Raw genomic sequence first — 18,293 nt, forward strand, 5'->3', positions numbered from 1 at the left:
GGGCCTGACGGGTTGGCTCCGTGGTCCCCCAGGGTCCGCCGTGCGGACCCTGGCCCCGCGATTGCCGGTCGCGGCTGGCACGATGAGCGGATGCGCCTAAAATGGCCAAAGTCGAGCTTAAGTATGATGTCGTTATCCGCAAGAAGGATCAAGCGCCGTCCTCTCCCATCAGGCGCTTAAGGGCTGCGATGTCGTCCTCCGCCATGGCTTCCAAATCCAAGGCGGCTAACAGCGATCGAACCAAAATATGCTGGTCGGTCGGCTGATTATCAGCAATCGCTTTGACCGCTTGAGAGGCTACAGCCCATTGCTGAAAGGTATGTCCGTAATTCAGGACAATATGCAATGGGTCAATTTTCCTCGATTTTCCAAGACGCATTGAAGCATTAACGAGTTGCTGCTGGAACAAATGCCGCCCTACCGGTACAATTTTGCAGTCGGGGATTCCGGTCAATAACTCCAGGGCAAAGCGGTTGGCACCTCTCTCTTCTTCGTCGTCCGAATCAGAATCAATTGTCTCATCAACAACCCAGGCGCCGTTCTTGGTATGCTCGAGGGTGATATGACCCAACTCGTGGGCCAGGTCGAAAAGCAGGTAGCCATGAGGCTTGACTTGCGTTAATACAATGACCGGACGTCCGTCATGCTCGAATGAAACCCCCGCCATTTTCTTGGCTTTACTCGGCAGATGCTTCAGAAAGATCACGGGTATCCCCGACTCCAGGCAGTAGCTCAGGAGATCTTGGAAGCCGATCCATGGGCTACCGGAAGATAATAGAGACTGCCGCAACTCTCCCGCGTCAGGAAAAAATCCCGGCTTAAGCCCTGGCTTGAATGCGCTCAACACCAGTCGCGCAGCGGCGCGTGCCAGAGCGCAGGCAATAGCTAATTCATGCGTCTTGGTATCAACGCGTTGTTTGAATTTACAGCCATCGGGCACGACCAGCACCGGATTAGCGTCTTTCATCCATAGCGTTTCCGGCTGGACACTAAGCAAGCGCCCAAGTATCAGGCTGGCTTGCTGTAAGCCACTGGGGGTTTCTGCTATCGCGTCATCCCACCAATCGGGCAGCAGCGTATTGACGTAGCGCTCCGGGTAGCCAACTGTTTTGATCTTCTTGTAAAGGTGGCGCATAGTTTCGTTGGTGACCGTCATGATGCACCTCGTTGCGTTGATCACAGTATGCCAATGCTTGGGCTGCATTGGTGTCGATGACGAATTCCACGGTACATGGTCCACACTTATCGCCCTGACTTGGCAGTGCGGCCTCTCGCCCCGTTAGCAAGGGCGCAAGGGTAGCCGTCCGCGGCTCCTGAGGTCTTGGCTCGGCCTACGCCCGCCAAGCGGTCACACCCTCACGCCGATAGACGAGACAGGGGGCGGGTGACTGTAAACAGGAGAGCGCAAGGTCAAGAGAGGGTCGGTAACCGACTTGGGGGGCCGGTTTCGCCCTGCGTCCCTCGGACGCTGCCCCGGATGACTTTGCTGCCTCCACTTGCGGAGACACTTCGTCTTACGGCGGAAATGCTTAAAAGTTTGATTTTAGTATACCTTAGCCTGGCCTTGCGTTCTTGAGTTTGCTGGCCCTTTGGCGCTGGTCGCCAGGTTGCGCTGTCTGCGTGCCCTTGGGCGCGTACCCCGCGTCCAGGTGGCTGGACCCGTCAGCGTCTTCAGCCGCCGGGTCCGGGCACCCACGGTGTCGACCGTCCACCGATCCGGCGCCCACCGCCCTGGAACCTCGATCCCGACTGCGGCGAACACGGCCACAGGTCGCGCTCCCGGAGGTCAGGGTGTAGACCTGACATTTGGCTTGAACCTTGGCTTTCGGTACGATGCCCCATCGGTGCGGGCAGGCATCGACCACCTAGGCCCCCCGCGGGTTACCTCCCCACTCGTCAGGCAGTCAATGGACAGCCCATGGAAACGACCGCCCATTTCGAGAACATCACGCAAGAGATCGCCCGGCGGTTGAACGCGGCGACGCAGGAAATCGTCGTCGCGGTCGCCTGGTTCACCGATCGGGACCTGTTCGACGTGCTGTGCCGACAGGCCGGGAGGGGCCTGCGGGTACGGCTCGCGGTCCTGCACGACCGGATCAACGTCGGCGCAGGCCAACGACGAGAGCATCACCGTCATCGCCGCCGGTGACGACGACCTTGAGACCGGCATCGCCGCCGACTACCTCAACGCCTTCGACGCCCTCCTGGCCAAACACGGACAAAGCACCCCGGCCATCGACCAGGCCCAACTGCGCCATCGCCTGGAGATCGTCCGCAACCTCTTGTTGCTCGACGAGTGGGACAGCCTCGCCCCGCAATTGGACAAACTCCGCCCCGCGGGTGCCGCGGCCCGGCTCGAACCCCTGTTCACCGCCCTGCAAGGCCGAGACACCGCCACGGGCCTTGCCTGGATCGCCGACTACCTCCAACGCGCCACGGCCCTCACCATCGCCACCGACCAGGAAATCGCCGACCTGCGTCTGACCCTGCGCGGCCTGGAGTACCAGGTCACCGCCCTGTCCGACGACAAGGCCGAGATCGAGCGGCTGATTCATGCCTTTTCGCTCCGCACCAGTCACGAGATCGGCGACCTGATCACCCGCTACCTGGAACTGCGCGCGGACAAGCTCCGCCGCCAGGCAGTGGCCGGGCAGGAGGCCGCAGCGGAGGCCGACAGCGCCCGAACCGATTACGAGGACTACCGCGACGCCAATGAGACCGCCCGCGACACCCCGGCGCCCCCGCAACTCCCGCCCGACGATCTCAAGGAACTCAAACGCCTCTATCAACAGGCCAGCCAGAAGTGCCACCCGGATAAGGTAGACGCGGCCGACCGCGACCACGCCAACCGGCTCTTCGTCCAACTCCAGGCCGCCTATCGCAACAACGATCTGGGCGGCGTGCGCGCCATCCATGCCGCAATACGCGAGGGACACCTGTTCGTCGACCGCTCCCTGACCCTGACCGAGGCCGAGTCCCTGGGTCACGCCATCACGGTCCTGCGCCGCGATCTGGACCAACTGGCCGCCCAGGTCCACCAACTGCGCCGCGCCGACACCTACCGCACGCTCAAGGACCTGACCGACTGGGACGCCTACTTCGCCGAACAGCGGGTTGCGCTGGAACAGGCCATCGAACAACTGGAAGCGGAGCTTGCCGAGCATGAGTGAGACGCCTGAATCCAACCCCGGTGCACTGGTTGTCAGTAGCCCCAAGGCGCTGGTCATTACCAACCGGCAATTGCGCATTGCCGGCCAAGCCCTAGCGCGGATCGAGCAAGAGCGGTATATCGAGTTCTTTGCGACGCATCCGGAGGCTTCACAGGCGTTTGTCCAGACGCTCTCGCGGTATTACCCACTGACCCAGTCGCTACTCGACAGCTATGCCGACCGCTGGGACTGGAGTCGACTCAGTGAAAATATCGCGCTGGCCTGGAGCGAATCTCTTGTCGACCGCTATGCCGACCGCTGGGATTGGCGCTGGCTCACTTACAGAGCCCTGCCCTGGAGCGAAGCTCTTATCGACCGCCATGCCGACCGCTGGAATTGGAAAGGTCTCGGTGTAAACGAAGCATTGCCCTGGAAGGAGGCCCTAATTGATCGCTACGTGGACCGATGGGACTGGAGCTGGATCAGTCTAAGGGACGAGCGGGCCTGGAGCGAGGCGCTAATCGAGCGCTACGCCACCCGATTGGATTGGGCTAGCCTCAGTTTAAACGAAGCATTACCCTGGAGCCCCGCGCTAATCGAGCGCTACCTCGACCGCTGGGATTGGGATTTCCTTGGTTCAAATGGAGCCCTGCCTTGGACCGAAGATTTAATAGAGCGCTACGCCGGCCGCTGGGTTTGGAAAAGTCTCACCAGCGGCGATAGCAGAGACGGCCTGCCCTGGACGGAGGCGCTAATCGATCGCTACGCCGACCTTTGGGATTGGGACGATTTGAGTGCCGTCAACACTCTACCCTGGAGCGTTGCTCTTATCGACCGCTACGCCGACCGCTGGAATTGGGATAACCTTGGTTCAAACGCGGCATTACCCTGGAGCCCCGCGCTAATCCAGCGCTACCTCGACCGCTGGGGATGGGTTGGTCTGAGCTGGAACAATGCATTGCCCTGGACGGATGCGCTAATTGATCGCTACCTGGACCGATGGAATTGGAAAGGCCTCAGCTCAAACGAAGCATTACCCTGGAGCCCCGCGCTAATCGAGCGCCACGCGGACCGTTGGGGATGGTCTGGCCTGAGCTGCAACGGGTGCGGCCTCCGAATAATGTGCCTAACCGTAGCACTCAGCCCCAAACTGGTCGATCTTCTGCCAGAACTGTGCCCATCGTCCGGTGGTCTGCGTCAGTGCGCGTAGGCTGAGCACAATCTTGGCCCCTTTGTTCTTCCAGCGCATCCCGGAGGCACATAGCCGTTGCTTGACCAAGGTCTTGCAGGCGGCCTCGGTGACGCCCGATCCGATCGGCAGTCCCGCGGCGACGAAGCCCGGGTAGTCCATTTGATGGCGATGGTTGGTGAAGTAGGTCCAAGCGCTGAGAACGTCGTCGCGCAGCGTCTGCGAGAGGGTGTGCCGCTGCGACAGGCGCGCGGCCTCGCCGATGAGCAGGTCAAGGGCGGCGGGGTCGTGCTTGAGCGTCGTGCAGTGCGCGCTCTGCCACTGCGCGCGCGGGCCCTCGGCGTGGCGCTGCGGATGGGTCGCTTGGGCGATTTTGCCCACGTATTCCGTTGCATGGAAAAAATCGATCAACTGGCGGTCGGTGTGTTGCTCGAGGAACCGCCAGTTGCTTGCCGCCCCGTCGGCGATGCCCAGGTACAGTGCCTCGGGGAGGTGCCGCTTGACGCGTTGGATCTCGCGCTCCATGCGTTGCCGGAACTCCTGCTTGCCGTACTCGGGTGCCGCAGCGAGGTAGATGGTGTGCTGGCGCTCGCCCTCGCCGTCGTAAAGCGAGAGGGTTCCGACCATGGCTTCGCGCCAGCCCGCACTGTCGGCCATGGGGATCATGGCGCCGTCGAGGCTGACCACGACGGTCGCGATGGGCGTCTCAAGCGCCGGCATCGCGTACTCCCAGTCCTCCTCTTTGGCCGTGGCGATGGTGCCTACCCACTCCGCAACATTTTGAATATACGAGGTAGCGATCGTCCGACCGTGGTTCTGCTCAAGGTCAGTCTGCACCGCGCGCACGTTGAGCTGCGCATACTTGTGGCTGAGTTGACTGGCGAATCGGGGGGTCGCCCCGCGCACGATCCGCGCCTGGTGCTCGAGCGGACAGTAGATCCGCCCGCCGCGCGAGCTTTGGTAGACATAACGCTCGACCTCGACCGGCCCGTAAGGCGTCTGGTACTCCTTCGGATCGCGCCCGCGCGCGGTCAGCTTGATCGCGCCGACACGGATCGCACTGCCGTCGGTGTCGAAACGCTGCAGCGCCTCCTCGGTGGCGCAGCGCCCCACCGCGTTGGTGGCCTCCTGGATGGCTCCTTCCATGTCCAGCAGGCTACCGCTGAGCCGCACCGTTACCTCGACCGTCACCTCGTCACCCGAGATCCTGACTACCTTCGCCACGACTGCACCTTCTCGTCTAGTCACAGAAGGTTACGAAATACTCCTCAAAGGCACATCATGTCAAGGCCGCACCCGCTGCAACAATGCATTGCCCTGGACGGAAACGCTAATTGATCGTTACCTGGACCGATGGGACTGGGAGCGTCTCAGTAAGAATAAAGCATTGCCCTGGAGCGCCGCGCTAATCGAGCGCTACGCCGACCGTTGGAATTGGTCGGAAATTCATTTGGCGTTATCCGGAATCCTGCTTCATTGGAGTGAGGCATCTATTCGTGCGGCAATCGCGTGGCAAAACTCTTGGATAGCCTCGAAGCCGCCGCTCACATTCGAGGATGGCATAAGAGCCTCGAATCGCGGAGAGTTTGAGACTGCCTTTGCAGCCTGGCATCCTTTGGCCAAAGACGGCGATAGCTATGCGCAATACAATCTTGGCCAAATGTACTGCTTAGCCCACGGCGTCGAGCAAGATTACTGCGAGGCATTAAATGGATCGACGGAGTGCGCGAAGCGCCTCAGCATGAAGGAGTGGCTGCCGAATAAGTCGTATCGCCAGCAGAAGGTGCATTACGTAACTCGGCAGAAACTAAGCGCTCATTTTCGCGTTTTCAATAATCCGGTCTTTCCAATGTCCCACTGGCTACCTGAGTCGCTTATCGAGATGCATTTTCACAGTGCACTTATCTCCTACTACTCCAAGAAGTTCAGTGGAAAATTTATTCGCCTATATAAACCAGTCCCACAAAAGGAAGCGTGGGTCGGGTTCGACCAAGGGTGGACATCGTCGGATCTCAGCGAACTCGAACTGTTTGCGTCTCTAAAAGCCGCAATTGCTTCGCAAGCGAAGTCTATCAACAAATTCTATTTGGGCGAGTTCTTGCAGTTCAAGGTTGTGGACACGGTTACTCGCGCTTCAAAGCGGATGCCCGCCGGGTTTTCGACGCCCTACTTCCGATCTGAGCTATCACTCAAGCCTAATAAGTCGACGGGAATCTCGCAGCACGAAACGCTTCTCCGTCTCAAAGCCATTGCAAAAACGGCAGTCTTTTACACATGCGGGATGGTGTTTGAAGAGGCCGATATTTGGAAGCCAGCCGATCTAAGCGCGTTGCGGTTCGTTGACATTCAGACCGCACCTCCCGGCTGGGCGACAAACGAAGATCATTTCATCGTCTTTCGTAATTCGACCGATTCAACGCCGATGTGGTGTAGTGAACCCCTTCCCGGTATTTCATTTTCAATCGAAGAACTCGCCGAGCGACAACTCTTGCCATTGCCGCTAGACGGAGCAGCCGCAGCCCAACTTATTCAAGATTCATCAAGGGCTGTCGGCGGACCCGAAGACGGAAACATTGCGGACATCTTCGGACGGACCAACAGCCATGCATCTCGTTTGCCCGCGTGCTTTTCACTCATCGAGTTTGAACGAATCTAACAATGCGCCAGCGCTTTCCTCTGGGTACACTGCCCGCAATTCCAGTGACAGTATACTTAATTCAGCTTGAGGCCAGTCTCGATTGATCAAACTGTCCCCGGAATTCCCGTCTCCTATTTCCCGTGGTAGCCGGTCCAGTCAGAGGTCCTGTGCATGCACGTCAACGCTCGGCAGTTCGCGCTTTCATTTCAGTCCGCTTTCGCCCGTGAGTCTTCCCTCGTTCAATTCGGAGAGATCGCACAATTTCGCGCCATGATGCGCGCGTTTGCGGCCCTGAGTCCACAATTTTACTTGGAGGAGTATCACGGGTCGAAGCGACAGGTCTACTTCAATACTTCTCAGCCGTGGCTTCGCGCGCTTGCTCGCTGCGAGCTCTGCGACGTGCTGTTTGTCGTTTTCTCAAAGGACGGTGGACTCAGAGTTAAGATGACTCTGCTTCAAGCCAAATTGTCCAGGTCCTTACACTGTACGGATCTTGCGTCCTTTAATGGATTGATTGAACCACAGATGTTCAAGGCGAACTTTGAGCAGTGGGACCTACTTAGCGCAAGGCCGACGATTTCGCCAACGACGGTGTTCTCACCACCGCCTGATCTTCTCAGCAGTGCGGTCGTTCCGTCGGTCGGTTCCTTCGGTATCTTTCATCGAACCGCTGCTGGTAAAGTCGATTTTTTCTACGCGTCGGCTGATTGTTTGTCACCGAATGGTACGCCCACGGGTCCAAAGGGACAGTTGCGCACGCATCATGGGTTTCCTGTCAGACGGTCGTTCGCGGGCTTTGGCGATGCGGCGTACTGCGCAACGTCGCTTTTTTTTGCCCAATCGCTCTACAGTCTTGAGATCGGGACGCCAGTTGTGATTACTCAACCAAACGGCACACGATCCGATTTTCCGCCAATGGCCAAGTGGTTAAAATCAGTGCTGACAGCGCACATTAGGACGGCGGATGCGGACTCACCTGTTGCGCGTTCGTTGCTCGCCGAACTTCAAGATGTTGGCGAAGGCCCAGATTGGAATGACGCCTTTCCAAACCTCTTGGTACTCCGCAGTGAGCTTTCGGTTGACCCCGACTTCTCTGAACGCGATGACAGCTAAATCCAGGCAGTAGGTTGGGGTGACGCAGGAACCCCAACATGGTCCATGATCACCGAACCGAGCGGGGCGCGCACGTCTCACCCTCACCCAGCCGGGCGCAGCGCGACCGAGCAGATATCAACAAGCCCAAGGTAGCTATCAGATGTCCGATACATCGATTGTCAACGCGAAGGCGCGGCTGCCAAGCCTGGTGCAGCGGGCCGAGGCCGGAGAACCGGTGCATATCACCCGCCGCGGCAAACGGGTGGCGGTGATCCTGTCCGAGCAGGAGTTCAATCGCCTCACCAACGCACTGCCCAAGCCGACCGGGTATCTCGACTTTCTTGCGGGTTGGCGCAAGCGCTTGCAGGAGGACGCGTGCGAGCCGCTGACCGATCAAGAGGTCGCGAGTTTGCGTTCCAAGGAGACCGGCCGGGATGTCTCTTGGGACCAATGAGATACCTCCTCGATACCAACGTCTGGTCGGAGTTGGCACGCCCGCAACCCATGGCATCCGTGCGCCGTGCCTTTCATCGTTACGACCTTCGGTGGCGTGCAGGATCGGCACCGATCAGCCCCCGAGCGGCTTCGGCCCCAGGTAGTCAGACAACCGGTGGAGCAACCGCCGGTGGCGCTCCGGGGCCAGGGCGCCGATGCTCCCCAGCAACTTGGCCTCTGGCACTACCGCCAGGAACCCGAGACGGATCAGCGAGGGCGCCTTGAGTCCGCTGGTCCCAAAGTCCGTATGCCCGGGGCGGATAGGGTCATCGAAACCGGCGATCTCCTGCCGAAGCTGGCTACTGACGCCACACAGCAGCCAGTCCCCGAAGCCAGGCAGGCGCCGCAGGGCGATGGTCGGACGGTTCTTCACGCGCCCGTCGGCTTGCGGGAGGGGGGCCAACACCACGTCGCCCCCGTTCACGGGCGCCGTAGAAGATCGGCCGGCCCATAGTCCGGCTCGTCGTCGCCATAGGCACCGGCCAAGCCGGAGAGCGCCAGTCCCACCCATGCGGCGCGCTCGTCGTCTTGGCCCGGCTCTACCAGGGTTACCAGCAAGCGGGCGTTGGGAGGAAGTTGGTAGGGCTCGTCCAGGAGGATCGAACGCCCATCGAAGTGGGCTTTGAGCGTGACGCTGGGCATGGCTTGCTCTCGATTATTCGATGGAAAGGGCTACCACTGGAATCTCCGGTTATAGCGCCGATCAGTACGCAAAAAGCGAAACAGGTCCAGGAAATTGGACTTACCGGAGGCATTCGGGCCGATCAGGTATGTGGTTTCGATCAGCGCGGCGTCGACCTTGCGGAAGTTCAGCCAGTTCTTGAGGCGGACATGGTCGATTCGCATGGTCTGGAACGCGTCTGTTGTTGGCGGAAGGGCGTGGGAGTCGAACCCACCCGGGACCGCCTGACGGCCCCAACCGGATTTGAAGTCCGGCCGCCTCACCGGATAGCGACGCCCTTCCAGAAGAAATTGTCGGCCGGGCCGCCGGGGCAACCGGCAACCGGACCTGTGCCGCGGCGCTGCCGACCAGCGGCGCCGTTCAGCGCCGACGCGGGCGCGGCCCCTTTCGTGACCGGCCCCACTATCGTCGCTCCGGCTGCGACCCTTATACTCTTTTCGCCGCTGGCCCTTCCTGCAACGATGACACGGTTGCGCCGGGCGGGCGACGACTGTCGCGACCGACTCCCGGCGCGACACCCGACCAGCGCCCGACGCTGGTATCCCGACCCTGGCCTGCCGTGTTGCGAGGTGGCTGCCGATGGCGACCGAAGACCTGGACCTGCCCGTGCCCGACTCGACCCTGACGATTCTTTACCCCGGATTCGTTGCGGCCCTGTTGGCCGGACACCGGCGCCGTTGCGAGGCCCTGACCGATCAGGCCCTGGGCGCGGGCGTGCCGATCCTCGCCCTGTACCAGCAACTCTTTCAACGGGCGCTCTACCAGGTGGGCGAGGAGTGGGAGCACAACCGGATCTCGGTCGGCACCGAGCACCTGGCCACGGCCGTCGTCGAGGGCCTGCTCAATCGGCTCTATCCGCGGGTCATCGCGCCGTACCGCCGCGGCCGCCGGATCATTATCGGCTCGGTGGAGGGGGAACTGCACCAGGTCGGCGCCAAGATGGCCTGCGATGTGTTCGAGATGCACGGCTGGGAGGCGCTCTATCTGGGCGCCGACACCCCGACCACTGAACTGCTGCGCACGGTGTTGGAACTACAGCCAAACGCGGTCGGTCTCTCGCTCAGCATCGACACCCATCTGGATGCGCTGCACGCCGCGCTCGGCCTGCTGCGGGCCGCCCACCCGGCGCTGCCGCTGTTGATCGGCGGCCAGGGCTTGCGCCGGCTCGGCCCGACCCTGACGGCCGATCCCAAGGTCCACTACATGGCCGACCTCGACGCGCTCGAACGGCTGGTGACCCGTTTGGACCGCGACGGTTAGACGCACCGGTGAGCGCCGCCATGGACCAGAGCGACGCGGTGCCGGACGCCCCCCGGCCGCCGGATAGCCCCGCCGATGCATCGACACCGGCACCGGGTCACGCCTGGGGCGAGGAACTCGACCGGGCGCACGACACGAGCGACGCCCTGGCGGTCGGCCGCTTCACCCTCGACGGCGAGCCCATCTATCTCAATCGCGGTATGAACACGGTGCTGGACGGCGCGACCCCCGATCGCCCGCGCCGCGACTACCTGGTCAACCCCAGCTTCGCCCAGTTGCTCGCCGGGGGCACCGAGGGCCTGCTGTTCGCGGGCTGGCTGACCCTGGGCGATGGCTATCGCACGAACCGCACCCTGCACGGCCAGGTCTACCGCAAGGGCGCGGAGGTCCTGATCCTGGGCGAGTACGACGTGGTCGAACTCGACCGCTTCAAGCCGATCAACGACACCCATGGGCACGCGGCCGGCGACACGGTACTCCAGACGGTCGCGGAGCGGCTCAAGCGCAGCGTGCGCGATACCGACAGCGTGGCGCGACTTGGCGGGGATGAGTTCGTGGTGGTGCTGCGCGACGTCGAGGCGCCGGAACACGCGCGCCAGGTGGCGCACGAGATCCAGGCGGCGCTGATCAAGCCCATCTGGCTCAGCGGACTGAGCGTCCGCGTGAGCGCGAGTATCGGCGTCGCCTTAGGCCCGCAGGCGGGGGAGACCGCCGAGGACCTGCTCCACCGGGCGGATCAGGCCATGTACGCCGCCAAGCGGGTGCGCCCACCGCCCCACCCATTGCCGGGGCGCATGGGCCCACTGGCGAGCCGCCGCGGCCACCTCGGGCCCGAGCCGCTGGATCAGGCGGGCGACTGACCCTAAGAAGAGTATTTGGCCGCAAATAAACGCAAATAAGCGCAAATAAATCTGCTGGTTGGCATCGTCGCAAACGTCACCCGGACGGGGAACACACAGTAAAGGCCAAATCTCTGATTATTCACGTCAATTTGCGTTCATTTGCGGCTAAACTGCTCTTTCTGGGCTGACACCTACCGGGTCAGCAGGCTGTCGCGGAATACGCGGTGGTCATCACCGATGCGGCGCGAGTAGCCGATGCGGTCGAAGAACTCCAGGATCTGGATGGCTAGCTTACGCCCGGTGCCGGCGGCATCGCGAAAGGCGGCGGCGCGCGCCGCGCCGTCGGTCTCGGTGAGGCGCAGGGCGATGGCGCCGAGGTCCGCCACCGCCGTCGGCGTGAAATAGTGGTCGTGCGCGACCCGGTAAACCTCGCCCATCGCGGCGAGGCGCTGGAGCAGTTGGCGGATCAGGGCCTCGTCCTGCGCCAGGGCGCGGGCCAGATCGCGCACCCGCGGGGGCTGGAACGGCTGCGCCTCCAGCAGCGGCCGGATGCCGGTCTGCCACAGGGTCGCATCGGCCGGCGCGAGCCGCACCGCGTGCCCGGGCAGATGGACCCAGGGGCCGCTGCGCATCAGCGCCCCGGCGGCAACCATGCGCTCCAGCAGCCCGGCGAAGGCCGCACGCTCCATGGCCGGGCAGGCGCCGCGGCGCAGGCGCTCGCGGTCCGGGCCGAGTTGGTCGGGGTGCTCGGCGTGGCCCTGCGCCAGCGCGGCGAGGACGCGCTGTTGGAGCGCCTGCCAGTGCGCCCGGGCGAACAGGAGCGGACCCGCCGGGGTGTCCAGCCGCTCGCCGCCGGGCAGCGCGGCGATGGCCGCGGCCTGCCCGGGGTCGAGGTTCCAGTGCCGCTCCAGGCGCTCCAGGCTCAGCCCCTGCTCCGCAAGATCGAGGGCGGCAGCGGCGGCGCTCAAGGTTTCGCGTTCGCTCAGCGCCGCCAGCAGGGCGAGCCGCGCCGGGCGGCGGCGGCCGCGGGCGGGCGGCTCCGGGTCCAGCACCCAGCCGCCGGCGATGGTGCGGCGGGCGGACTGGTCGCGCAGGATGAGGCGGTCCCCACGCAACGCCGCCAGGTCGGCATCCAGGATCAATTGGGCCAGCCCCACGGCCCCGGGGGCGATGGCCTCGCCGTCCAGCACCGCCACCCGGCCGGTCAGATGGGCGGCCCCCAGGTGGCAATGGACCGGGGTCCAGTGCTTGAGCGGGCCGGGCTCCGCGGCCAGGACCCGCAGGCGCACGTCCAGTCGGCGGGTGGGCAGGTGCAGGGCCGGGGCCAGCACCAGATCGCCGCGCCCGACCGCATCGCGGTGCAGGTCGGCGAGGTTCAGGGCGCAGCGCTGTCCCGCCCTGCCCTCTTGCGTCGGCCGGCCCTGGGCGTGGACCCCGCGCACCCGCACCGGGTGGCCCGCGGGGGAGACCAGCAGCCGGTCACCGGGGCGGACCCGGCCGTCCAGGACGATGCCGGTCACCACGGTCCCGGCCCCGGCGATGCTGAAACTGCGGTCCACCGCGAGCCGGAACCCGCCGCCGCCGCGGCGCGTCGGCAGGTCCGCGGCGGCGGCGCGCAGGTGCAGCGCGAGCGGCTCGATACCGTCCCCGGAGAGGGTATTCACGGGGAACACCGGCGCCCCGGCCAGGGCCGTGCCCTGCAACAAGGCCCGCACCTCGGCCGCGGCCTGGCTGACCCGTGCGGGCGGCACCCGATCGATCTTGGTCAGGGCGACCAGACCCCGCTCCAGGCCCAGCAGGTCCAGGATCTCCAGGTGTTCACGGGTCTGGGGCATGGGGCCGTCGTCCGCCGCCACGACCAGGATCACGTAGTCGATCCCAGCCGCCCCGGCCACCATGTTGTGCACCAGGCGCTCATGACCCGGCACGTCCACGAAACCCAGGACCTCGCCCGTGTCGATCTCCTGGTAGGCAAAGCCCAGGTCCAGGGTGATGCCGCGCGCCTGCTCCTCCGGCAGGCGGTCCGTCTCCACCCCGGTCAAGGCGCGCACCAGGGCGCTCTTGCCGTGGTCGATGTGGCCGGCGGTGCCGATGATCATAGGGCGCTCGATGGGGGATGCCGGGAAATGGAAAGATTGGTTAGCCGCAAATGAACGTCAATGGACACAAATAACCACAGAAAGAGTTTTTATCCACAGATGAACACAGATTAACACAGATGTTTCATTGACTTACGCTTGGCTGGGAGATCACCTTGCCGGTGATTGTGACATCAGCGATAAGCGTATGACAATTCGGAGCAAATCTGTGTTCATCTGTGTTCATCTGTGGATTTCAGGATAATCGCTCAAAGTCGGCTCAGCTGCTACTCCATAGGCTAATAGCGATATTGGTTACAGATCAGCATCACTGAGAAACCTGTTCTCTTCATTTGCGTCCATTGGCGTTCATTTGCGGCCTCTTCTCTTCTTGACCGCCGCAATGGGAAGCGAGGATCGGCAACTGACCGCGAAAGGTCTCCGGGTCTTCCAGGCAGCGCAGGTCGAGCCACAGGGCGCCGTCCGCCACCCGGCCGATCACCGGGATCGGCAGCGCGCGCAGGGCGGCCTCCAACTCCCGCAGTACGCCGCCGCGGCGGCCCTGCGGCCGCACCACCAGGGCGTGGCTGGGCAGCAGGTCCACCGGCAGTGAGCCGCTGCCGATCTGGCTGTGGACCGGCGCGGTCGCGACCGTCAGCGGCCAACCGGCCAGGGCCGCGGTCAGGGCCGGGAGCAGGACGGCCGCCAGCGATTCGATGTCTCCCACCGGGCGCGTGAGCAGCCGCAGCGTCGGCAGGCGCTGCGCCAGCCGCTCCGGGTCCTGATACAGACGCAGCACGGCCTCCAGGGCGGCCAGGGTGAGCTTGCCCAGGCGCAGCGCCCGTTTCAACGGGTTCTTTTTGATGCGGGCGATGAGGTCCGCGCGCCCGACCAGAATGCCGGCCTGGGGACCGCCCAAGAGCTTGTCGCCGCTGAAGGTCACCAGGTCCGCCCCGTGCGCCAGGGTCTCCCGCGGGGTGGGCTCGTGCGGCAGGCCGTAGGCGGCCAGGTCCACCAGGGTCCCGCTGCCGAGGTCCACGACGAAGGGCAGGCCGCGCGCATGGGCGAGCGCGGCCAGCTCGGGCTCCGGCACCGTGGCGGTGAAGCCGGTGATGGCATAGTTGCTGGTGTGGACCTTCATCAGCAGGCCGGTACGCGGACCCAGCGCCTCCGCGAAGTCCCGCGCATGGGTCCGGTTAGTGGTGCCGACCTCCGTGAGACGCGCGCCGGCGCGCGACATGATGTCGGGGATCCGAAAGGCCCCGCCGATCTCCACCAACTCGCCGCGGGAGACCAGGACCTCGCGGCGCAGGGCGAGCGTATTGAGGAGCAGGAAGACCGCGGCGGCATTGTTGTTCACCACGGTCGCCGCCTCGGCTCCGGTCAGGTCCCGCAGCCAACCCTCCACCACCGAGTCCCGATCGCCCCGGGCCCCGCCCTCCAGGTCATATTCCAGGGCGCAGGGCTCGCGGGCGGCCAGCGTCAGGGCGGCCACCGCCTCCTCCGGCAGGGGCGCCCGTCCCAGGTTGGTGTGAAGGACGGTGCCGGTAAGGTTGAAGACCCGGCGCAGCCGCGGCGCCTGTGTCCGTGCCAGGCGCCCGGCGAGACGGGCGGCGAAGGGGGCCGGGGCGAACGGATCGGCCGGCGGGTCCCCGCTCGGGACCGGGTCGGCGAGCCCGGGGCGCAGCTCGTCGATCAGCGCGCGCACCGCCGCGAGCACCGGCGCACGGCCGTAGTCGAGCAGCAGCGGCGCCAGGTCCGGCCAGCCGAGCACGCGATCGACCGACGGGGGCCGGCGGGCGGGGATGGGGCTAGGCACGGCAGGGCCTTTGACTACAATCCCGGCGGGCACGCGGCTTGCGCGGTCGCTGGTCCGCACAGCGGACCCTACGGGCGCGGAGCCTCCCCGCAGGGTCCGCTGTGCGGACCGCGCGCCGCGGACCGGCACGATGGGCATGACGACCGATTGCAGACCTCACGGCGCCGCCGCCCCGCCCTGAAGCAGCAGAAAGTTCAGCCCCGCCCGCTCGAAGCCCTCTTGCTCCACCAGCAGGTCCAGCGCGAGCGTGGCAAGGTCGTCCGCCCAAGGGTCAAGCTGCGGGTCACGCTCCAATCGGCAGAGCTTGAGATAGCCCCGACACTCCGGGCAGGCCTCGGCCTGCACCGCGGCCTGGTGCCCCGGCCCCTGGTCCGCGTCCGGCCCCGTCAGGCCCAGGTAGCTGATCCCGCAACCGTTGTCGCACAGGCTGCACTTGGCCCGCACCAGATGCCATTCGGTGGCGCAGAGGCCGCAGTGGAGATAGCGCAGCCCGTCCTCGGCCCCATTGATGCGCAGGACCGCGGCCACCGGCAGGGCCCCGCACACCGGGCAGAGCCCGGGCGGCGTCTCGCCCAGTCCAGGTGGGGCAAGGTCGCCCGGGTCGAGCCGCGCCGCGGCACCAGTCCAGCAGACCTGTAGCGCGGCGCCAATCAGGGGTGCGGCGGTCAGGTCCAACTCAGTTGCATCCAGGCCCAGCAGGGCACGGGCCTGTGCCTCCAGCCAGGCGCCCGAGGCCTGGGCGAGCGGCGCCAAGGCCCTGGGGTCAGGCGCCGCGGGCGCCAACTCGGCCGCCAGTCGGCGCAGCAGGTCGTGCCAGCCGGGCCCCGGCCACCAGCCTGGGGCGGCCAGGGGCGGCATGGCGGCCTCCCGGCAGCACGCGAGCAGGTCGGCCGACGGCAGCGGTTCGGGCGCCGCATCGTCCCACAACCGCTGTTGCGACTCCGCCAGGTGTGCCGCAAAGCGCAGCAGGGGCTCCAGGCCGTGACCGGGGGCCAGTGCGTGCAGGCGTTGGGCACGGGCGGTGAAGAGCCCGGGCGCGGGCAGACGCCGGGTGGGGAAGACCCCGGCGGCGGGCTCGAGTTGGCCGGGTTGGAGGATGGCATTGGGCATGGTGGATCGGTTGCTCCCCGGGGTCCGGATGGCGTTTCATGCAAAGTTCACGGATGACTCGTCGGCCTCGATCATGGTTCCGGCCCCCGCGACGGGTCGGTCGGCCCCCAGGCCGACCGCCTGGGAGCGCCGCACCCCAGTGCGGCCCGGCCCATCCGCGGCACGCGACGCCGCGGACGCCTGAGAGATCGCGCCGCACTGGGGTGCGGCGCTCCCAGCCGTAGGGTCCGCTGCGCGGACCCCGCCCGCATCAATGCGGGCGACCGGCCACGGCCCAGCATACCGGCTAACCCAACGCCTTGACAGCCACGCGGACATCTGGTCGACTTTTGCCCACAGACAGCACCGCGCCCGTAGGGTGCGCCGTGCGCACCATGGCGCCAACCGAAACCCTGGCCGCGGCGATCAACCGCAGCCTCTCAAGGTGCGCACGGCGCACCCTAAGCCAATGGTCCGAGCAATTGCGTCAGGTGGTAGTAGTGTCATTTGCCCTGCGCGCAAGCCCGATAGATCGCGACCGCAGACTGACATCATGGCAACGATCAGCGCAGTGATGAAACAATGCAAGACGGCCCTTGCCAGCCATTACGGCGTGCGGTTCAAGGGCCTGATCCTATATGGCTCTGTGGCACGCAAACAGGCCGACCCAACGAGTGATATCGATTTGCTGGTCTTGTTGAGCCAACCCTTCGACTATTGTTCAGAACTGCGCGAAATCATCGATCTATTGTATCCCATCCAACTCGAGTCGGAGCAACTGATTTCCGCCAAGCCGGTACTCTTGGATGCCTTTGAAAGCGGAAGCATTCAGCTTTATCGCAATGCCAGAAGGGAAGGGGTGCTGGTGTGACGGATTCATACCAGCCGATGATCGCGGTTCATGGCCTTGATCATTACTCCGACCAGATCCCGGCTGACCCTCGCCGCTGACTTGATCATGGCTCGCCCGCGACCCTGACCGGCCCCGAAGTTTCTTGACAGGATTAACAAGATTTACAAGATTGAAGACGAATAACATCTTGTAAATCTTGTTAATCTTGTCTAATTTTCTTGGGTTTTGCGCTCGCCGTGCTGCCTCAGATCGTCCCCGCAAGAACTCATTGTTGCCGATGCCGCAGCAGGCGCGCGGCCTCATCAATGCAGGGCGTCATGCAGCACCCTCCCCTCCCGGTAGGCCCGAAACAGGATGGTTCCCGGCACCTGACTGCGCCGCTCGAATTCGCTCAAGGTATAAATCAGAAGATCAACGCCGACTCCTGGCGCCACCCGGCCCACGGCATCCATCAGGCGCATGTACTCTCCAGAGGGGTCCGCGACCTCACGCTCGATCACCATCAGGTCCAAGTCCGACCCAGGATCGGCGGTACCGCGACCGTAGGAGCCGAACAGTATCACCCGCACGGGGGACGAGGCGGCGGCGACGAGACGGTCGACGGCCGACTGGATGAGGTCCTTGCTAAGCACCTTGGGTCACCTCAGACATTGCATCGTCACATCTGCTCAGATTAGTTTTCGGATTTCGGCCGGGGAACTGGGGTACGTGTACCTCATGAAGTCAGGAAAATACTACAAAATTGGCCGAACCAACGCCATTGGACGACGGGAATATGAACTTGCCATTCAACTGCCCGAGAAACCAACCAAAATTCATGAGATAAAAACAGACGATCCAGTCGGTATCGAGGCGTACTGGCACAAGAGGTTTGAATCCCGTCGCCTCAATGGTGAATGGTTCAACTTGACCCCACAGGACACTGCCGCATTCAAGCGGTGGCGACTTATTGCCTGAATGCGCGTTGTTTGCATCCGCCTAGCGTGCTCACTTGAGCCGCTTCTCGGGATGAACAGTTACAGTCAAGCGATCACGCTGCGGATCGACCCCAAAGGGGTCGAACATACCAGCCCGGGGCCGCGCCCCGGGTAGTCTGAGTTTACC

At 64.1% G+C, this 18,293-nt stretch carries 19 protein-coding genes and 1 tRNA gene; 10 read left to right on the forward strand and 10 right to left on the reverse strand.

The genetic code is table 11. From position 1 onward, the window contains the following. Positions 1-148: 148 nt before the first annotated feature. Positions 149-1,156: an ImmA/IrrE family metallo-endopeptidase gene (locus THSYN_RS27460; protein ID WP_157817972.1), complete on the reverse strand. Its 1,008-nt coding sequence runs from the start codon at positions 1,154-1,156 to the stop codon at positions 149-151. A 762-nt stretch (positions 1,157-1,918) separates the two neighbouring features. On the opposite strand from THSYN_RS27460, the gene THSYN_RS27465 reads away from it, so the two are divergent. From THSYN_RS27465 to THSYN_RS34410, 3 genes are all read left to right on the forward strand, one after another. Beyond that, positions 1,919-2,149, forward strand: a complete 231-nt coding sequence (locus tag THSYN_RS27465; RefSeq protein ID WP_100921933.1) for a phospholipase D-like domain-containing protein — start codon at positions 1,919-1,921, stop codon at positions 2,147-2,149. Positions 2,150-2,282: 133 nt separating this feature from the next. Then, positions 2,283-3,170 carry a J domain-containing protein gene (locus THSYN_RS27470; protein WP_100921934.1) on the forward strand — a complete coding sequence of 296 codons (888 nt, stop codon included), beginning with the start codon at positions 2,283-2,285 and terminating at the stop codon, positions 3,168-3,170. Beyond that, positions 3,163-4,359, forward strand: a complete 1,197-nt coding sequence (locus tag THSYN_RS34410) for a hypothetical protein (protein WP_157817973.1) — start codon at positions 3,163-3,165, stop codon at positions 4,357-4,359. Before THSYN_RS27470 ends, THSYN_RS34410 begins: the two co-directional genes overlap by 8 nt. Here the strand turns inward: THSYN_RS34410 and THSYN_RS27475 are convergent. Then, positions 4,276-5,562 (reverse strand): ISKra4 family transposase, encoded by a 1,287-nt coding sequence (locus tag THSYN_RS27475; protein ID WP_100917720.1) that lies wholly within the window; start codon positions 5,560-5,562, stop codon positions 4,276-4,278. The two genes, THSYN_RS34410 and THSYN_RS27475, sit on opposite strands and share 84 nt — an antisense overlap. An 88-nt stretch (positions 5,563-5,650) precedes the next feature. On the opposite strand from THSYN_RS27475, the gene THSYN_RS27480 reads away from it, so the two are divergent. The 3 genes from THSYN_RS27480 (at position 5,651) to THSYN_RS27485 (ending at position 8,525) form a co-directional block, all read left to right on the forward strand. Continuing rightward, positions 5,651-6,994: a hypothetical protein gene (locus THSYN_RS27480; RefSeq protein WP_157817974.1), complete on the forward strand. Its 1,344-nt coding sequence runs from the start codon at positions 5,651-5,653 to the stop codon at positions 6,992-6,994. Positions 6,995-7,147: 153 nt separating this feature from the next. After that, the gene (locus THSYN_RS34415; protein ID WP_157817975.1) at positions 7,148-8,089 is read left to right on the forward strand and encodes a hypothetical protein; all 942 of its coding nucleotides are present in this window, start codon (positions 7,148-7,150) and stop codon (positions 8,087-8,089) included. 142 nt (positions 8,090-8,231) lie between these two features. Then, positions 8,232-8,525, forward strand: a complete 294-nt coding sequence (locus tag THSYN_RS27485; RefSeq protein WP_100921936.1) for a type II toxin-antitoxin system Phd/YefM family antitoxin — start codon at positions 8,232-8,234, stop codon at positions 8,523-8,525. A 114-nt stretch (positions 8,526-8,639) separates the two neighbouring features. Here THSYN_RS27485 and THSYN_RS27490 read toward each other — a convergent pair whose 3' ends face one another. The 4 genes from THSYN_RS27490 to THSYN_RS27505 form a co-directional block, all read right to left on the reverse strand. Beyond that, complete coding sequence (locus tag THSYN_RS27490; RefSeq protein WP_236848724.1) at positions 8,640-8,972, reverse strand: transcriptional regulator; 333 nt, start codon at positions 8,970-8,972, stop codon at positions 8,640-8,642. A 14-nt stretch (positions 8,973-8,986) separates the two neighbouring features. Then, positions 8,987-9,208 carry a hypothetical protein gene (locus tag THSYN_RS27495; RefSeq protein ID WP_100921938.1) on the reverse strand — a complete coding sequence of 74 codons (222 nt, stop codon included), beginning with the start codon at positions 9,206-9,208 and terminating at the stop codon, positions 8,987-8,989. 30 nt (positions 9,209-9,238) lie between these two features. After that, on the reverse strand, positions 9,239-9,412 hold the full coding sequence (locus THSYN_RS27500) for an AAA family ATPase (protein ID WP_236848725.1): 174 nt from the start codon (positions 9,410-9,412) through the stop codon (positions 9,239-9,241). 21 nt (positions 9,413-9,433) lie between these two features. Next, positions 9,434-9,530, reverse strand: a tRNA-Sec gene (locus THSYN_RS27505). A gap of 297 nt (positions 9,531-9,827) precedes the next feature. Between THSYN_RS27505 and THSYN_RS27510 the strand changes: the two genes are divergently transcribed. Continuing rightward, entirely contained in the window at positions 9,828-10,508 is a 681-nt protein-coding gene (locus THSYN_RS27510) for a cobalamin B12-binding domain-containing protein (protein WP_100921939.1), read from the forward strand. 20 nt (positions 10,509-10,528) lie between these two features. Continuing rightward, positions 10,529-11,368 carry a diguanylate cyclase domain-containing protein gene (locus THSYN_RS27515; RefSeq protein ID WP_100921940.1) on the forward strand — a complete coding sequence of 280 codons (840 nt, stop codon included), beginning with the start codon at positions 10,529-10,531 and terminating at the stop codon, positions 11,366-11,368. A 173-nt stretch (positions 11,369-11,541) separates the two neighbouring features. Here the strand turns inward: THSYN_RS27515 and selB are convergent, their stop codons facing one another. The 3 genes from selB to fdhE form a co-directional block, all read right to left on the reverse strand. Continuing rightward, the gene (selB, locus tag THSYN_RS27520; RefSeq protein WP_100921941.1) at positions 11,542-13,449 is read right to left on the reverse strand and encodes a selenocysteine-specific translation elongation factor; all 1,908 of its coding nucleotides are present in this window, start codon (positions 13,447-13,449) and stop codon (positions 11,542-11,544) included. Between the two features lie 328 nt (positions 13,450-13,777). Further along, positions 13,778-15,247, reverse strand: a complete 1,470-nt coding sequence (gene selA / locus THSYN_RS27525) for an L-seryl-tRNA(Sec) selenium transferase (protein ID WP_236848726.1) — start codon at positions 15,245-15,247, stop codon at positions 13,778-13,780. Between the two features lie 156 nt (positions 15,248-15,403). Beyond that, positions 15,404-16,357 carry a formate dehydrogenase accessory protein FdhE gene (gene fdhE, locus THSYN_RS27530; protein WP_100921943.1) on the reverse strand — a complete coding sequence of 318 codons (954 nt, stop codon included), beginning with the start codon at positions 16,355-16,357 and terminating at the stop codon, positions 15,404-15,406. A 532-nt stretch (positions 16,358-16,889) separates the two neighbouring features. On the opposite strand from fdhE, the gene THSYN_RS27540 reads away from it, so the two are divergent. Continuing rightward, positions 16,890-17,207, forward strand: coding sequence for a nucleotidyltransferase family protein (locus THSYN_RS27540; protein ID WP_100921945.1), 318 nt, complete (start codon positions 16,890-16,892; stop codon positions 17,205-17,207). A gap of 284 nt (positions 17,208-17,491) precedes the next feature. Here THSYN_RS27540 and THSYN_RS27545 read toward each other — a convergent pair whose 3' ends face one another. Then, positions 17,492-17,821, reverse strand: coding sequence for a nucleotidyltransferase domain-containing protein (locus THSYN_RS27545; RefSeq protein WP_100921946.1), 330 nt, complete (start codon positions 17,819-17,821; stop codon positions 17,492-17,494). Between the two features lie 85 nt (positions 17,822-17,906). Between THSYN_RS27545 and THSYN_RS27550 the strand changes: the two genes are divergently transcribed. Next, complete coding sequence (locus THSYN_RS27550) at positions 17,907-18,146, forward strand: GIY-YIG nuclease family protein (protein WP_236848989.1); 240 nt, start codon at positions 17,907-17,909, stop codon at positions 18,144-18,146. Positions 18,147-18,293 lie beyond the last annotated feature (147 nt).

The organism is Candidatus Thiodictyon syntrophicum (assembly GCF_002813775.1).
Lineage (GTDB): Bacteria > Pseudomonadota > Gammaproteobacteria > Chromatiales > Chromatiaceae > Thiodictyon > Thiodictyon syntrophicum.

Coding starts and splice junctions, on each gene's coding strand:
- THSYN_RS27465 (WP_100921933.1), top strand. CDS start 1,919: ATGGAAACGACCGCCCATTTCGAGAACATCACGCAAGAGATCGCCCGG.
- THSYN_RS27540 (WP_100921945.1), top strand. CDS start 16,890: ATGGCAACGATCAGCGCAGTGATGAAACAATGCAAGACGGCCCTTGCC.
- THSYN_RS34415 (WP_157817975.1), top strand. CDS start 7,148: ATGCACGTCAACGCTCGGCAGTTCGCGCTTTCATTTCAGTCCGCTTTC.
- THSYN_RS27550 (WP_236848989.1), top strand. CDS start 17,907: ATGAAGTCAGGAAAATACTACAAAATTGGCCGAACCAACGCCATTGGA.
- THSYN_RS27510 (WP_100921939.1), top strand. CDS start 9,828: ATGGCGACCGAAGACCTGGACCTGCCCGTGCCCGACTCGACCCTGACG.
- THSYN_RS27515 (WP_100921940.1), top strand. CDS start 10,529: ATGGACCAGAGCGACGCGGTGCCGGACGCCCCCCGGCCGCCGGATAGC.
- THSYN_RS27495 (WP_100921938.1), bottom strand. CDS start 9,208: ATGCCCAGCGTCACGCTCAAAGCCCACTTCGATGGGCGTTCGATCCTC.
- selB (WP_100921941.1), bottom strand. CDS start 13,449: ATGATCATCGGCACCGCCGGCCACATCGACCACGGCAAGAGCGCCCTG.
- THSYN_RS27485 (WP_100921936.1), top strand. CDS start 8,232: ATGTCCGATACATCGATTGTCAACGCGAAGGCGCGGCTGCCAAGCCTG.
- THSYN_RS27500 (WP_236848725.1), bottom strand. CDS start 9,412: ATGCGAATCGACCATGTCCGCCTCAAGAACTGGCTGAACTTCCGCAAG.
- THSYN_RS34410 (WP_157817973.1), top strand. CDS start 3,163: ATGAGTGAGACGCCTGAATCCAACCCCGGTGCACTGGTTGTCAGTAGC.
- THSYN_RS27460 (WP_157817972.1), bottom strand. CDS start 1,156: ATGACGGTCACCAACGAAACTATGCGCCACCTTTACAAGAAGATCAAA.
- fdhE (WP_100921943.1), bottom strand. CDS start 16,357: ATGCCCAATGCCATCCTCCAACCCGGCCAACTCGAGCCCGCCGCCGGG.